This is a genomic window from Teichococcus wenyumeiae, assembly GCF_003696345.1.
GTDB lineage: Bacteria > Pseudomonadota > Alphaproteobacteria > Acetobacterales > Acetobacteraceae > Pseudoroseomonas > Pseudoroseomonas wenyumeiae.
This window is the reverse complement of sequence record NZ_RFLX01000003.1, coordinates 169,509-184,472: the sequence shown is the minus strand read 5'-3', so window position 1 is coordinate 184,472 and position 14,964 is coordinate 169,509. Positions and strand designations below refer to the sequence as shown.

General features: G+C 68.6%; 14 protein-coding genes and 1 tRNA gene. 9 read left to right on the top strand and 6 right to left on the bottom strand.

Going from position 1 to position 14,964, the window contains the following annotated elements:
- Positions 1–72 precede the first annotated feature (72 nt).
- Positions 73–1,242 carry a benzoate/H(+) symporter BenE family transporter gene (locus tag EBE87_RS06255; protein WP_199707119.1) on the top strand — a complete coding sequence of 390 codons (1,170 nt, stop codon included), beginning with the start codon at positions 73–75 and terminating at the stop codon, positions 1,240–1,242.
- Between the two features lie 26 nt (positions 1,243–1,268).
- On the opposite strand, the gene EBE87_RS06250 is transcribed toward EBE87_RS06255, so the two are convergent.
- From EBE87_RS06250 to EBE87_RS06230, 5 genes are all read right to left on the bottom strand, one after another.
- Positions 1,269–1,341 (bottom strand) — tRNA-His (locus EBE87_RS06250).
- 85 nt (positions 1,342–1,426) lie between these two features.
- Complete coding sequence (locus tag EBE87_RS06245) at positions 1,427–1,603, bottom strand: DUF1328 domain-containing protein (protein WP_120636841.1); 177 nt, start codon at positions 1,601–1,603, stop codon at positions 1,427–1,429.
- Between the two features lie 100 nt (positions 1,604–1,703).
- Positions 1,704–3,320 (bottom strand): cisplatin damage response ATP-dependent DNA ligase, encoded by a 1,617-nt coding sequence (locus EBE87_RS06240; protein WP_120636842.1) that lies wholly within the window; start codon positions 3,318–3,320, stop codon positions 1,704–1,706.
- On the bottom strand, positions 3,317–4,378 hold the full coding sequence (locus EBE87_RS06235; protein ID WP_456316260.1) for a ligase-associated DNA damage response exonuclease: 1,062 nt from the start codon (positions 4,376–4,378) through the stop codon (positions 3,317–3,319). Before EBE87_RS06235 ends, EBE87_RS06240 begins: the two co-directional genes overlap by 4 nt.
- A 40-nt stretch (positions 4,379–4,418) precedes the next feature.
- Positions 4,419–5,096, bottom strand: a complete 678-nt coding sequence (locus tag EBE87_RS06230) for a DUF1194 domain-containing protein (protein ID WP_120636843.1) — start codon at positions 5,094–5,096, stop codon at positions 4,419–4,421.
- A 250-nt stretch (positions 5,097–5,346) separates the two neighbouring features.
- On the opposite strand from EBE87_RS06230, the gene EBE87_RS06225 reads away from it, so the two are divergent.
- The 4 genes from EBE87_RS06225 (at position 5,347) to EBE87_RS06210 (ending at position 9,806) form a co-directional block, all read left to right on the top strand.
- Positions 5,347–6,915, top strand: a complete 1,569-nt coding sequence (locus EBE87_RS06225; protein WP_456316259.1) for a circularly permuted type 2 ATP-grasp protein — start codon at positions 5,347–5,349, stop codon at positions 6,913–6,915.
- A complete protein-coding gene (locus EBE87_RS06220; RefSeq protein WP_120636844.1) occupies positions 6,915–7,862 on the top strand; it encodes an alpha-E domain-containing protein in 948 nt (315 codons plus the stop codon). Before EBE87_RS06225 ends, EBE87_RS06220 begins: the two co-directional genes overlap by 1 nt.
- Entirely contained in the window at positions 7,859–8,602 is a 744-nt protein-coding gene (locus tag EBE87_RS06215; protein WP_120636845.1) for a proteasome-type protease, read from the top strand. The genes EBE87_RS06220 and EBE87_RS06215 overlap by 4 nt, the downstream gene beginning before the upstream one ends.
- Positions 8,603–9,062: 460 nt before the next feature.
- On the top strand, positions 9,063–9,806 hold the full coding sequence (locus EBE87_RS06210) for a transglycosylase SLT domain-containing protein (RefSeq protein WP_367604522.1): 744 nt from the start codon (positions 9,063–9,065) through the stop codon (positions 9,804–9,806).
- Between the two features lie 97 nt (positions 9,807–9,903).
- On the opposite strand, the gene EBE87_RS06205 is transcribed toward EBE87_RS06210, so the two are convergent.
- Positions 9,904–11,193, bottom strand: coding sequence for an NCS2 family permease (locus tag EBE87_RS06205; RefSeq protein ID WP_302466792.1), 1,290 nt, complete (start codon positions 11,191–11,193; stop codon positions 9,904–9,906).
- Positions 11,194–11,399: 206 nt separating this feature from the next.
- Between EBE87_RS06205 and EBE87_RS06200 the strand changes: the two genes are divergently transcribed.
- From EBE87_RS06200 to EBE87_RS06185, 4 genes are all read left to right on the top strand, one after another.
- A complete protein-coding gene (locus EBE87_RS06200) occupies positions 11,400–12,239 on the top strand; it encodes a transporter substrate-binding domain-containing protein (protein WP_120636846.1) in 840 nt (279 codons plus the stop codon).
- A 65-nt stretch (positions 12,240–12,304) separates the two neighbouring features.
- A complete protein-coding gene (gene ehuC, locus EBE87_RS06195) occupies positions 12,305–12,967 on the top strand; it encodes an ectoine/hydroxyectoine ABC transporter permease subunit EhuC (RefSeq protein WP_120636847.1) in 663 nt (220 codons plus the stop codon).
- Between the two features lie 10 nt (positions 12,968–12,977).
- Positions 12,978–13,745, top strand: coding sequence for an amino acid ABC transporter ATP-binding protein (locus EBE87_RS06190; protein ID WP_120636848.1), 768 nt, complete (start codon positions 12,978–12,980; stop codon positions 13,743–13,745).
- 1 nt (position 13,746) lies between these two features.
- Positions 13,747–14,877 carry an enolase C-terminal domain-like protein gene (locus tag EBE87_RS06185; RefSeq protein ID WP_233560049.1) on the top strand — a complete coding sequence of 377 codons (1,131 nt, stop codon included), beginning with the start codon at positions 13,747–13,749 and terminating at the stop codon, positions 14,875–14,877.
- Positions 14,878–14,964: the final 87 nt, after the last annotated feature.

Sequence of the window (14,964 nt, the reverse complement as noted above, 5' to 3'; positions counted from 1 at the left end):
TCCGATATCCGCCCGTTGATTGGATCCAATCCTACGATATGCTCCGCTGCCCTGCCAAGCGGATGCCTTGCCATGAACCCTGCTCCCCCTTCTCCCGGCCTGTTGCAGCCGATCGTGGCGGGGGTGCTCTCCTCGGTCGTGGGCTTCGCCAGCACCTTCGCGGTGGTGTTGCACGGCTATGCCTCAGTGGGGGCCACGCCGGCCCAGGCGGCGGGCGGGCTGCTGATGCTCTGCCTGGCGCAGGGACTGCTCTCCATCTGGCTCAGCACCCGCTGGCGGATGCCGGTAACACTAGCCTGGTCCACCCCCGGCTCCGCCCTGCTGGCGGCCAGCGGCCTGCCGGAAGGCGGCTTCGCGGTGGCCACCGGCGCCTTCCTGGTGGCGGCGGCGCTGATCGTGGCGGCGGGGCTCTGGAAGCCTTTCGGCCGCGCCGTGGCCGCCATCCCCACCGCCCTGGCCAGCGCCATGCTGGCGGGCATCCTCTTCGAGATCTGCCTCGCCCCCGTGCGGGCCGCCGGCGCCATGCCGTCCCTGGCCCTGCCAGTGATCCTGGCCTGGGCGCTGGCCTGGCGCTTCGCCCGCCTATACGCGGTGCCGGTGGCGGTGCTGGCGGCGGCGGTGGTCATGCTGCTGGTCACCACCCTGCCCCCGGGCCTGACAGCCTCGGTGGCCTGGCCGGAATTCATCATGCCGCGCTTCACACTCACGGCCGCCATCGGGCTGGGGGTGCCGCTGTTTCTGGTCACCATGGCCTCGCAGAACGTGCCGGGGCTGGCGGTGATGCACGCGCATGGCTACCGGCCGGCACCGGGGCCGATCTTCACCATCACCGGGCTGGCCAGCGCCGTCATCGCCTTCTTCGGCGCGCATGCGGTCAACCTCGCCGCCATCACCGCCGCGCTCTGCGCCGGGCGGGACGCGCATCCGGACCCGGCGCGGCGCTGGGTGGCCTCGGTCTCCGGCGGCGTGGGCTATTGGGTGCTGGGGCTGGGCGCGGGCATCGCCGCCACCTTCGTGGCCGCAGCACCGCCGCTGCTGATCCAGACCGTGGCCGGGCTGGCGCTGCTGGCCACCCTGGGCGGCGCCCTGACCACCGCCGCCACCGAGGAGCGCACGCGGCTGCCCGCCATGGCGACCTTCGTCACCACCGCGTCCGGGCTTTCGGTCATGGGAATCGGCGCGGCCTTCTGGGGGCTGCTGGCCGGCGGCGCACTGATGCTGCTGGACCGGCTGAGGCGCTGATTTTCAGGCAGGGGAGAAAGCGGATGGGCGACCTACGGGGCTCGAACCCGTGACATCCACGACCACAACGTGGCGCTCTACCGACTGAGCTAAGGCCGCCATACGCGAGACCTCGGAGGCAACTCGCCGCCGAGGCCCGCGAAATAGTCTGGTTACGGCCCGCCGTCAACTGGCCGTTTTCATCTTACCAGGCGATGGCGCCACCAGCGGTGAAGGCCATGATCAGGAAGATGATGAACAGGATGAGGAAGATACCGAACAGCACCTTCGCCGCCGTGCCCGCGGCCGAGGACACGCCCCGGAAACCCAGCGCGCCGGCGATGATCGAGATCACGAGACAGATCAGGGCCCATTTCAGCATGGCGATGCTCCTCTTGCCCGCGACTGCCGCGGTTCTGCCGAGGGCAACGCGGCGCTAACAGCCAAGGTTCCATGCGCGGGGCATGAACTGCCTGTAAGTTTCAGCTTTCCGCTTCGGCGGGGCGGTTTTCCACCATGGCCATCAGCGTTTCCAGCCGGTCGGCCTCGGCGGCGGGCTTGTCGGAACGCAGCCGGGAAATGCGGGGAAAGCGCATGGCCACGCCCGATTTATGGCGCCCCGAAAGCTGCGCGGCGTCGAAGACGATCTCCATCACCAGTTCCTTCTCCACCTCCCGCACCGGGCCGAAGCGGCCGGTGGTGTGGTTGCGGATCCAGCGGTCCAGCCAGACCAGCTCCTGGTCCGTGTAGCCGGAATAGGCCTTGCCCACGGGCACCAGCTCCTGCCCCCCTGCCCCATCCTCCCGCCAGAGGCCGAAGGTGTAGTCGGAATAGGTGGAGGATCGCCTGCCATGGCCGCGCTGGGCATACATCAGCACGGCATCCACGCTCAGCGGCGCGCGCTTCCATTTCCACCACAACCCCTTGGGCCGTCCGGCGACATAAGGCGCATCGCCGCGCTTCAGCATCAGCCCCTCGATCCCCGCCGCGCGGGCGCCGTCGCGCAGCGCCGAAAGCTGGTCCAGCGAAACGAAGGCCACCTGTGGGGAAAGGTCCATCCGCGCCGGATGCGTGCGGGCGAACCAGGCCTCCAGCCGGTCCCGCCGCGTGTCGAAGGGCAGCGGGCGCAGGTCCTCCCCATCCTCGAACAGGATGTCATAGAGCCGCAGGCCGGCCGGGTATTCCTTCAGCATCTTCGGGCCGACCACCTTGCGGTTCAGCCGCTGCTGCAGGTCGGCGAAGGGCGCGACCTCGCCATCCCGCATCACCAGCAGCTCGCCATCCAGCACGGCGTGGAAGTCCAGCGCCTCCATGATCTCAGGAAAGGCGGCGGAATAATCCTCCCCCGTGCGGGACCAGAGCTTTGCCCCGCCCGGCCCGGCCGAGACCTGCACCCGCACCCCGTCCCATTTCCATTCGGCGCGATAGGCGGTGTGGTCCAGCGCCGCGATATCCGGCGCCTCCAGCGGCTGCGCCAGCATGGGTGGGCGGAAGACCGGCACGTCCTTCGGGTCCGGGCGCGGGGCGCGGTCCTCCAGCCAGGCGAACAGCGGCAGGTAGGGCACGGGAATGCCGTGCCAGACTTCCTCGATCTCCTCGACCGGCTTGCCGGACCAGTCCGCCAGCGCCTGCCGCGCCAGGCGGGCCGAGGCACCGACGCGCAGCCCGCCCGTCACCAGCTTGATCAGCGCCAGCCGTCCGCCGGAATCCAGCACATCCAGCCAGTCCGCAACGATGCCGGGAATATCGGCCTTGTTGGCCAGTTCCAGGGTTTCCACCACCTCGGACAGGTCCGGCGGTGGGCGATTGGGCTTCGGCTTGGGCTCCGGCCAGATCAGCGCCACCGTCTCAGCCAAGTCGCCGACATAGTCATGGCTCAGCGCCAGCAGCACCGGGTCCGTGCGCCCGGCCGCCAGGTCGCGGATCAACGACGGCTTCGCCAGCGTGAAGGACAATTCCCCCGCGATGGCCGCCAGCCCGACGCCCCGGTCCGGGTCCGGTTGCGTGGCGAACCAGCGGCGCAGCAGGGCCAGCTTGGCGTTGCGGCCAGGGGTGAAGATCAGCCGCTCCAGCAGGTCGGCGAAGGCGGGGACGCTCATGCGCTTTCCTCCTCCGCCACAGGTGCCTCGGCCTCGCCCTCGTCTTCCTCGCGGCCCAGCAGGTGCAGGGCGCGGCCGCGGATGCCACGGCCTTCCAGCGCATGGATCAGCGCGTCCTCCCGCCCATGCGTCACCCAGACCTCGGGCGCGCCGACCTCGGCGATGGTCTCCAGCAGGTCCGGCCAGTCGGCATGGTCGCTGACCACCAGGGGCAGTTCGACGCCGCGCGCCTTGGCCCGCTGCCGCACCCGCATCCAGCCGGAGGCCAGCGCCGTCACCGGCTCCGCCAGCCGCCGGGACCAGGGGTTCGATTCGGCGGAAGGCGGCGCCAGCACGATCTCCCCGGGCAGCACGGTGGCGCCGCGCTTCGCCGGCCGTGGCACCGGCTGCAACTCGCCCAGCGCGATGCCGAAGCGCTCGTACAGCGCGCACATCGAGGCCTGGGCGCCGTGCAGGTAGATCGGCTTCTGGTATCCGGCCGCGCGCAGTTCCGAGATCAGCCGCTGGCACTTCCCCAGCGCGTAGCAGCCGACCAGATGCGCGCGTTCCGGGAACAGCGCCACGCTTTCCAGCAGCCGCCGCATCTCCGCCCGCGCCGGTGGGTGCTGGAAGACCGGCAGGGCGAAGGTGGCCTCGGTGACGAAGACATCGCAGGGCACCGGCTCGAAGGGCGCACAGGTCGGGTCCGCCTGCCGCTTGTAGTCGCCCGAGACGACGATGCGGCTGCCGCGCCATTCCAGCACCACCTGGGCCGAGCCCAGCACATGCCCCGCCGGCACCAGGGTGATGCGCACGCCGTTCTGCTCGATGCTCTCGCCATAGCGCAGCGGCTGCTGCACCCGCCCGGCCCGGCCCTCGCCCAGCCGCGCGGTCATGATGGCCAGGGTTTCCGGCGTTCCCAGCACGGCGTCGTGGTCGGGCCGCGCATGGTCGGAATGGCCATGGCTGATCACCGCCCGGTGCACGCCGGCCTGGGGGTCGATGAAGAAATCCCCAGGCTCGCAATACAGCCCCTTGGGCAGCACGCGGATCCAGGTGTCGGGATGGGGGGCGGTGATCTGCACGCTGGCGCTAACGTGGCAGCCGGCGCCGTGGTTGTCAGGCGATCTCCCGCACCAGCTTGGCGCGGATGGCACGGGTGAAATCCGTCCGCCCTTCCGCGGTCATGACAAAGGCGCCGGGGCCGCCGGTCACCTCGGCGGCGAAACGCTCCGCCAGCCCTGGCGTGCCGCCCAGGATCGCCAGGGCATTCACCGTGATGCCCGCCGCCACCGCATCGTCCCGCGCCACCGCCGCGGGGCGGATGCCACGCATGTCCGGCGCATCGCCGGAGAGGTCGATGACGCGGCGCTCCGCGCGGAAGGGCGCGCCGGCGATCAGCCGGGCCGCGTGGTCGATGGCATCGCCGATGGCGTTCCAGCTTTGCCGGGACCTTGGCGCGGCGCGGAAGGCCTCGGCCGCCGCCCCGGCACTGGCGGCATCAGCGACGCGGTGCCAGTCCACCACCGTCGCCGCCCCGCCCGGCGCGCCCCATTCCACCATGGCGATGCCAATGGCGCCCAGCGGCCCGCTGCCGATGGCGGCCAGGATCGCCGGCTGCGTCATGGCCTCGGCGCAGCCATCCCGTTGCAGGCGGAATTCGTCCTCGCTGATGCTGCCAGAGGCGTCGATCGCCAGCACCAGCAGCAGGTCCACCTCGCGCCTGGGCGGCCCGGCCGCCTGTGCCGGGGCGGTGGCCAGCAATCCGGGCAGGGCGAGCATCCGGCGGCGCAGCATGCGATGGCTCCGGCAGGTTACGGCGAGCCTCCCTGCCTTCACCCGCCCCTGTCAACCGCTCTGGCGCCGCAGTCGCGGGCAGGATGACGCAGGCTTGGGCAGAAAAACGCCATCCGGGCTTTGGTGCGGAAGATGAAACAAACGGCGCCGCTTGCGCATTGCCACGAAGCCTTGCTGAACTCTGCACAGAAGCACCGCGCCGCCTTCCAGTGGCGCTCCACGACCAGCGACGAGGAAGACGGAACCAACCGTGGCAGATCGAACTTCCTCCGCCTTCGACGAGATGCACGCCGATGGCGCCATCCGCACCCCCTATGTCGAGATGGCGCGCTATCTCGACGCCACCGGCCAGGAAGCCCTGGAACAGAAGCGGCGGGAGGCCGAGGTGCTGTTCCGCCGCATCGGCGTCACCTTCGCTGTCTATACCGAGGGCGGCGACCCGGAGCGGCTGATCCCCTTCGATGTCATCCCGCGCATCCTCTCGCACGAGGAATGGGTGCATCTCTGCCAGGGGCTGGAGCAGCGGGTGCGGGCGCTGAACGCCTTCCTCACCGATGTCTATGGCCCGCAGGAGATCATCAAGGCCGGCCGCATCCCGCCCGAACTGGTGCTGGAGAACGAGGGCTACCTGCCGCAGATGCAGGGCTTCACGCCGCCGGGCGGGGTCTGGACCGTGATCTCCGGCATCGACCTGGTGCGCACCGGGCCGGATGCCTTCTATGTGCTGGAGGACAATTGCCGCACCCCCTCCGGCGTCTCCTACATGCTGGAGAACCGCGAGGCGATGTTTCGCCTCTTCCCCGAGATCTGTGCCCGCCACCGCATCGCGCCGGTGTCGCACTACCCCGAGGAACTGCTGGAAACGCTGAAGAGCCTTGCCCCGGCCTCCTGTGCCGGAGAGCCCTGCGTCGTGGTGCTGACGCCCGGCCCCTATAACAGCGCCTATTACGAGCATTCCTTCCTGGCCGACGAGATGGGCGTGGAACTGGTGGAGGGTGCCGACCTCTTCGTGAAAGACGAAGTGGTCTTCATGCGCACCACCGCCGGGCCGAAGCGGGTGGACGTGATCTACCGCCGCATTGACGACGACTTCATCGACCCCGAGGCCTTCCGCCCGGACAGCGTGGTCGGCGTACCCGGGCTGATGGCGGCCTACCGCGCCGGCAATGTGGCGCTGGCCAATGCCCCCGGCACCGGTATCGCGGACGACAAGGCGGTCTACCCTTACGTGCCGGAGATGATCCGCTTCTATCTGAAGGAAGAGCCGATCCTCTCCAACGTGCCCACCTTCATGTGCGAGCGGCCCGCCGACCAGGATTACGTCCTGGCCAACCTGGACAAGCTGGTGGTGAAGCTGGCGCGCGGGTCCGGTGGCTACGGCATGCTGGTCGGCCCGCATGCGACGGAGGAACAGCGCGTGGATTTCGCCGCCCGCATCAAGGCGCGGCCGGGCGACTACATCGCGCAGCCCACCCTCGCCCTTTCCACCGTGCCGACGCTGGGCGAGGACGGCATCGGCCCGCGCCATGTGGACCTGCGGCCCTTCATCCTCTTCGGCAAGACGGTGCGCATGGTGCCGGGCGGGCTGACGCGGGTGGCGCTGCGGCCGGGCTCCCTGGTGGTGAATTCCAGCCAGGGCGGCGGCACCAAGGATACCTGGGTGCTGCTGGAAGAACCGCCCGAGGCGCCCCCCCTTGCCCTGCCCGCGCCGGAGGAAGAGGTTCCGCCCCAGGCGCAGGATGGACAGTCCCAGTCCCAGACGCTCGGCGACATGGCGCAGTCCCAGAACGGCCGGTCGCAGTCCCAGGGGAACGCCTGATGCTCTCCCGCACCGCCGACTGCCTCTTCTGGCTCGGCCGCTATTCCGAACGCGCGGGCAATGTCGCCCGCGGCCTCGCCGCCACCTTCCGCATGGCCATGCTGGCCCGCCCGCTTTCCGCCGACGACGAGTGGCGCTCGCTGCTGATCGCGACGGGTTCCGAGCCCGGCTTCCTGGCCAAGCACAGCCATGTCACGCCGGAGGCGGTGATCCATTGGCTGGCGCTGGACATGGACAACCCCTCCGGCATCGCCGCCTGCGTCGAGGCCGCGCGGCGCAATGCCCGCACCGTCCGCACCGCGCTGACGGTGGATATGTGGGAAGCCATCAACGACACCTGGATCGAGTTCCGCCGTCTGGATTCCGCTGTCACCAGGGGGGACAGGCTGCCCGGCTTCCTGGACTGGGTGCGCTCCCGCGCCCTGCTGTTCAACGGCGCCGCCACCGACACCATGCTGCGGGACGATGCCTGGCGCTTCGTTCACCTCGGCACGATGCTGGAGCGCGCGGACAACACCGCCCGCCTGCTGGATGTGCGCCATGCCGCCTTCCACCCCGATGCGGCGGGCGATGCGGCATCCTACGCCCAGTGGCAGGCGGTGCTGCGGGCGGTTTCGGCGCTGCGGGCCTATCAGCATGTCTATCACGCCCGGCTGCAGCCGCAGCTGGTGGCGGAGCTGCTGCTGCTGCGCCAGGAGCTGCCGCGCTCCCTGCTGGCCTGCTACCGCAATGTGGAAACGGTGCTGGAGGCCATCGCGGATGCCAATGGCGGCACGCGCGGCGAATGCCACCAGCTGGCCGGGGGCCTGCATGCCCGCATGCGCTCCGGCGAGATCGGCGGCATCCTCAATGACGGCCTGCATGGCTTCCTGACCCAGACCATCGACCAGAATTTCGAGCTGGGGCAGCAGATCGGCCGGCAATACCTCGACGGCCAGCAGGCGTGACCTATTGCGTCGGCCTGTGGCTGGAGAAGGGGCTGGTGATGCTGGCCGATACCCGCACCAATGCGGGCGTCGACAACATCTCCACCTTCTCCAAGATGTATACCGCCACAGTACCCGGCGAACGGATGCTCTGCCTGCTCTCGGCCGGCAATCTGGCCATCACCCAGGGAGTCTGGAACCGGCTGGGCGAAGGGCTGGCGCTGGAGGGAGAGAAGCTGACGCTGCTGACCGCCCCCTCCATGTTCCGCGCGGCCCAGTTGGTCGGGGCCGCTGTCCGCGCCGTCTATGAGGCCGATGGGCCGACGCTGCGGGCCCAGGGGGTCGGCTTCGACGTCTCCATCATGCTGGGCGGGCAGATCGCGGGCGGGCCGATGCGGCTCTACATGATCTATGCGGCCGGCAATTTCATCGAGGCCACGCCCGACACACCCTTCCTGCAAATCGGCGAGCATAAATACGGCAAGCCGATCCTGGACCGCACCCTGCGCTACGACAGCAGCCTGGAAGACGGGGTGAAGCTGACGCTGGTCAGCATGGACAGCACGCTGCGCTCCAATCTCACGGTGGGGCTGCCGCTGGATCTGCTGGTCTACGAGGCCGGCAGCCACCGGATTGGCCTTCAGCAGCGGATCACGGAGGAAGACGACTACTTCCGGCGCCTGCGGGAAGCATGGTCCGTGGCCTTGCGGGACGCCTATCGCAGCATGCCGGCACCGGACTGGCTGTCTAGCCGCTCCTAGCAACAGGGCATCGATTCCGTATCGGTTCGCTGCTGAACTCTCGACTGGATTCGGTGCCCGCAACAAATTTTGTGCAGTGCCTCTTTTTTGGGCGGCTGTTGCGCCAACGCCGGGGCAGAGAACAGAGCCCGGGCCTTCTTCTTCGGGCTATCATAAACCATCCTTTGCGCCCTCCTCCGGTGGGTCGGCTGGATGCCTCTCGCCGTTGCTCCTGTTGGAAGATCCAAGCGCGCGCCTGGGCAGGTCTGGAACCAGTCGAGGACGCGCCGAGGCCCAGGCCCTCTGCCACTTCGTACCTCGAATACCTAGGAAAAGCTTCGGCTGGACAAGGCTATTGCCTTTTCAGCGCAAAACAACATAAAGACATGATTATATATGAATATAAGCATGAATCGTTCAAAGCCGGCCTCACAACGAATTTTGCTTTGCAATCAGTGGACTGCATGTTAGCGACACTCGCATGACGTCCGCGAAAAGCCGGCTGATGCCCCCGCATCGGCGCAGACCCGCGGCGTTCCCGTGCAAAACCGCACGGAGCGCCTGTTCGCTCCGGAACGCGGGTCATGCGCATCGGGCGCGTCCTTACCAGCCTTCCCGGCTGGCGGTCGTGGCCTTTGCGGCGGCCCTCGTCCTCGGAGCGCCCACCCTGATGTCCAGGCCCGCAGAGGCAGCTGGACCACGCTCCGCCTGCCTTGATGCCGCCCGCGCGGCTGAGGCAGCCTACGATTTGCCGGACGGCCTCCTGGTCGCCGTTGCTCTGGCCGAGTCCGGTCTGCACGCCCACGCGTTGAATATCGGCGGGCGCTCTTACTACCCGGAAACAGCCGGGGAGGCCGCGAGGTTGCTTGACGGCGCCGGTGCGCGCCAGTCCGTGATGGCTGGCTGTGTCCAGGTCAATGCCCGTGTGCATGACCGGCGCGGCAGCAACTGGCCGCTGGACCCCAGGAAGGCGACCGTCTGGGCCGCCAAGCACCTGCGGATGCAGTATGACCGCCTGGGCAACTGGGCGGATGCCATCCGTGCCTGGAACGGCGCGGCCCCCGGCAGCTCCAACAAGCTGGTCTGCCGTGTGGAGGCGAAGCTGGAGGTCGTGGTGCCGGGCGAGAATGTGCTGGGCCGCACCGGCTGCGGCCGTGGCGAGATCGCGTGGGTGCGCCGTAGCGGCGTGCAGCTGCTCGAACTGGCGGAAGCGCCGAACAACTGAAAAGACGCCGGGGTGAAAGCCCCGGCGCCTGGACCTGCCGGCCTTTCGCGGGCCACAAAGGGCGTGCTCCCCAACCGGGGGCGCGCCCTTCGCGTATTCAGGCCCCCAGGTAGAACTTGATGGCCGAAAGCGCCGCGATCAGCCAGACCGCGCCATGGACCTCGCCAGCCCGGCCGGCCACCACCTTCACCAGAGCATAGGTGATGAAGCCGAGGCCGATGCCCGTGGCGATGGAGAAGCTGAAGGGCATGGAAATGGCGGTGACCACGGCCGGCAGGTATTCGGTGGTGTCGTCCCAGGCCAGGTCCCGCAGGCCCTGCATCATCAGGCAGGCTACCAGCACCAGGGCCGGCGCCGTGGCGAAGCCGGGGATGGAGGTCGCCAGCGGCGCCAGGAACAGCGTCAGCAGGAACAGCACCGCGACCGTCAGCGCCGTCAGGCCGGTGCGGCCGCCGGCCTGCACGCCCGCCGCGCTTTCAATGTAGCTGACGGTGGTGGAGGTGCCGAGCACGGCACCGATCATGGCGCCGCCGGAATCCGCCATGAGCGCCCGGCCCAGCCGGGGCACGGAACCGTCCTTCTCCATCAGCCCGGCGCGGTGGGTGGTGGCGATCAGCGTGCCGGCATTGTCCAGCAGGTCCACCATGAAGAAGGTGAAGACGATGCCCAGCAGGCCCAGGCTGACGGCGCCGGCGATATCCATCTGCATGAAGGTCGCCGCCAGGGAGGGCGGCAGGGAGACGATGCCGTGATAGGTGGTCAGGCCGAAGGGCACGCCCAGCAGCGCCGTGACGATGATGCCGATGACAATGCCGCCCGTGACGCCCCGCGCCACCAGGCCCGCGATCAGCACGAAGCCGATGCAGGACAGCAGGGTCGATGTTTCATGCAGCGAGCCGAGCTGCACCAGCGTGGCGGGGTTGTCCGCCACCAGCCCCATGCCGCGCAGGCCGATGAAGCCCAGGAACAGCCCGATGCCGGCGGCGATGCCTAGCTTCAGTGAAAAGGGAATGGAATTGATCAGCCATTCCCGGAAGCCCGCCAGCGAGACCACGAAGAAGATGAGGCCGGACAGGAAGACCGCGCCCAGCGCCACCTGCCAGGGCACGCCCATGCCGCCCACCACCGCGAAGGCGAAATAGGCGTTCAGCCCCATGCCGGGCGCCAGGGCGATGGGGTAGTTGGCCAGGAAAGCCATCAGCGCCGAGCCGATGGCGGCCGCGAGGCAGGTGGCCACGAAGGCCGCACCATGGTCGAGGCCGGCGGCGGCCATCATGCCCGGGTTGACCACGACGATATAGGCCATGGTCAGGAAGGTGGCGAGGCCGGCCATGATCTCGGTCCGCGGCGTGGTGCCGCGTGCCGAGAGGCTGAAGAAGCGATCCAAAACGGAAATCCCCCGGAATGTCCTGATGTCGCAATGCAGGATAGGAGCCACCCTGCCCTTGCGACAACCGCGATGGCGGGGGCGCTACCAGCCGGCGGGAAGCGCGTCTAGAAGCCTAGCCATGCACGGCACGCGGCGTGCATTGTCGCGCCAGTCGGAATGCACGCGGGCCAGAGGTCCGGGCACAGGAACAGGAGCAAGTTAACATGGTCTCACGCCGCATGGTGGGCAGCGCGGCCGGTCTGGCCCTGGCGATGGCGGCCGGCGCCGCCACGCCAGCCTCCGCCCAGGCCGCCAACGAATCGACCTTCGACCGCATCCGCCGCACCAAGAAGCTGCGCACGGCCGCCGTGCCGGGCGGCGCACCCTATTATCACAAGGATCTCGCCAGCGGTCAGTGGCGCGGCTTCTACGTCGATATGGCGAAGATGCTGGCGGAGGAACTGGAGGTCGAACTCGAACTGAACGAGACGACCTGGGGCAACGCGGTGCTCGATCTGCAGTCCAACAAGATCGACATCTTCTTCGGCCTGAACCCGACGCCGAAGCGTGCGCTGGTGGTGGATTTCTCCGTCCCCTGCTTCTCCAATGCCTTCAGCTTCATCACCAAGCGCGGCTTCCAGGCAAAGACCTGGGAGGAGATGAACAGGCCGGAGGTGAAGATCTCGGTCGATCTCGGTTCCTCGCAGGACCAGATCGTGACGCGGCTCTGCCCCAAGGCGCAGATCTCGCGCTTCAAGACGGCCGATGAGGCGACCATGGCGGTGCAGAGCGGCCGGGTGGACGCGCAGTGCATCGTGCTGATCCTGGCGCTGACAGCCAAGAAGAAGAACCCGGCGCTGGGCGAGGTTATGGTGCCGACACCGATCTTCGGCACCACCTCCAACGCCGGCTTCCGGCGGGAGCAGGACAAGACCTGGCGCGACTTCGTCAATGTCTGGATCGAGTTCAACAAGGGCCTGGGCGCGGTGCGCCATGCCATCGTCTCCAACATGGAGCTGGTCGGCATCTCCGAGAACGACTTCCCGCCGGGCGTCACGCTCTAAGTCTCCCGCGGCGCGGCCCTCTGGCCGCGCCGCCCACCGCAGGCAGCACACTGGACCAGCCAGCAATGTATCAATGGGATTTTTCGTTCATCTGGAGCTACCGCTGGCTGTTCGTGAACGGCACGGTCGTCACCCTGCTCTTCACGGTCGGTATCGTGGTGCTGGGGCTGGCGGTGGGCCTTCTCGCGGGGTTGCTGCGCCTGTCGCGCCTCGCGCCGCTGCGCTGGCTGGCCCAGGCCTATGTGGAAGTCTTCCGCTGCACGCCGGTGCTGGTGCAGCTGGTGTGGTTCTATTACGCCCTGCCGATCCTGACAGGCATCGAGATGTCGGCCATCACGGCCGCCACCCTGGCCCTCTCGCTCTACGGCGGCGCCTTCTATGCCGAGATCATCCGTGGCGGCATCAATTCCATCGAGACCGGGCAGACGGAAGCCGCGCTGGCACTGGGTATGACGCCCGCGCAGTCCATGCGCCGCATCGTGCTGCCGCAGGCGCTGAAGCGCATGGTGCCGCCGCTGATGAACCAGTCCATCATCCAGCTCAAGAACACCTCGCTGGTTTCGGTGCTGGCGGTGCCGGACCTGCTCTACCAGGGTCAGGCCGTGGCGCATGACACCTACCGCCCGCTGGAAATCTATTCGCTGGTGGCGGTGATCTACTTCGTCATCCTCTTCCCGCTCACCCTGCTGGTCGGCCGCCTGGAGCGCCGCCTGTCCCGCGCAGACTGAGGCACCCGCGATGAATGCCAAGATCGAAGTCGCTGCGCTGAGCAAGAGCTTCGGCGACCATCAGGTGCTGCGCAGCGTGGACCTGCTGGTGGCGCCGGGCGAGGTCGTGGCGCTGATCGGCCCCTCCGGCTCCGGCAAATCGACCCTGTTGCGCTGCCTGAACCTGCTGGTGACGCCGGATGGCGGCCGCGTGCGCGTCGGCGCGCAGAGCCTGGACTTCGGCACCAGCCGCGCCCTGCCCGGCACGGCAGCGCTGGCAAAGTTCCGCGCCACCACTGGCATGGTCTTCCAGCAGTTCAACCTCTTTCCGCACAAGACGGTGCTGGGCAATGTGATGGAGGGCCCGCTGACCGTCCGCCGCATGGCGCGCGCCGAGGCCGAGCCGCTGGCGCGCGGGCTGCTGGCCAAGGTGGGCCTGGCGGATAAGGCGGACCAGTATCCCTCCCGCCTTTCCGGCGGCCAGAAGCAGCGCGTGGCCATCGCCCGCGCCCTGGCGATGCAGCCGGAGATCATGCTCTTCGACGAAGCCACCAGCGCGCTCGACCCCGAACTGGTGGGCGAGGTGCTGAATGTCATGCGCGAGCTGGCCGCCGAGGGCATGACCATGGTGATCGTGACGCATGAGATCGCCTTCGCGCGGGAGGTGGCGGACCGCGTCGTCTTCCTGCGGGATGGGGTGATCATGGAGGACGGCCCGGCGCGGCAGGTGATCGACTCCCCGCGGGAGGAAGCGACGCGCGCCTTCCTCTCCCACTTCCACCGCCAGAGGGATGCCTGACGTGACGGCCGGACCCATCCTCGACCACCTGAAGCTCTATCTGGTCGAAAGCCCGATCAAGATGGCCCGCGCCCAGGGCGTGGGCAGCGTGCGCGGCAGCGTCAAGCGCGTGCTGATCCAACTCACCACCCGCTGCGGCATCACCGGCTGGGGCGAGGCCGCGCCCTGGGAAGTTTTCACCAACACGCCGGAAAGTGCCTTCTCCGCGCTGGATCTTTACCTGCGCCCGCTGGTGCAGGGCCATCCCGCCCGCCGTTTGCGCGAGCTGCTGGCGAAGATGGACCGCGCCGTCACCGGCTGCACCGATGCCAAGGCGGGGATCGAGATGGCGGTGCTGGATATCCTGGGCAAGGCGCAGGGTGTCTCGGTGGCCGATCTGCTGGGCGGGCGGGTGCGGGACAGCATCCCCCTCTCCTTCTCCATCGCCGACCCGGATTTCAGCGCGGACCTGGAGCGGATGAAGGCCATGGTCCCCGCCGGCAACCGCCTCTTCAAGGTGAAGACGGGTGTGAAGCCGCATGCCGAGGACATGGCGCATCTGGAAGCCATCCGCGACACCTTCGGCGACACGGTCGACCTGCGCCTGGACTACAACCAGGCGCTGGAGCCTTTCCGCGCCATGGTGGTGCTGCGGGACGTGGACCGCTTCCGCCCCACCTTCATCGAGCAGCCCGTGCCGCGCCGGCACCTGGACGCCATGGCCGGCTTCGCGAGCGCACTGGATACGCCCATCCTGGCCGATGAAAGCTGCTTCGACGCCACGGACCTGCTGGAAGTGGTCCGGCGGCAGGCGGCGGATGCCATCAGCGTCAAGCTGATGAAATGCGGCGGCATGCTGCGCGCGCAGCAGATGATGGCCATCGCCGATACCGCCGGCCTGCCGGGCTATGGCGGCACGCTGTGGGAAGGCGGCATCGCGCTCGCCGCCGGCACGCAGATGATCGCGGCCACGCCCGGCATCTCGCTCGGCTGCGAATTCTACATGCCGCACCACGTGCTGACGGAAGACGTGCTGGAAGAGCGCATCGCCAACCGCGACGGCGCCGTGGTGGTGCCAGATGGGCCGGGGCTCGGCATCAGCGTGACCGAGGCTTCGCTGCGCGCCGGCGCGAAAGTGCTGGCCGAAGCCTGATCGGACCCGGCCCATACCGCATGGGGAAAGGCGCGTAACTTCGGCGCCATGAGGGAGGAGGAGGCGCATCTCGCGGGATGCCCCCTC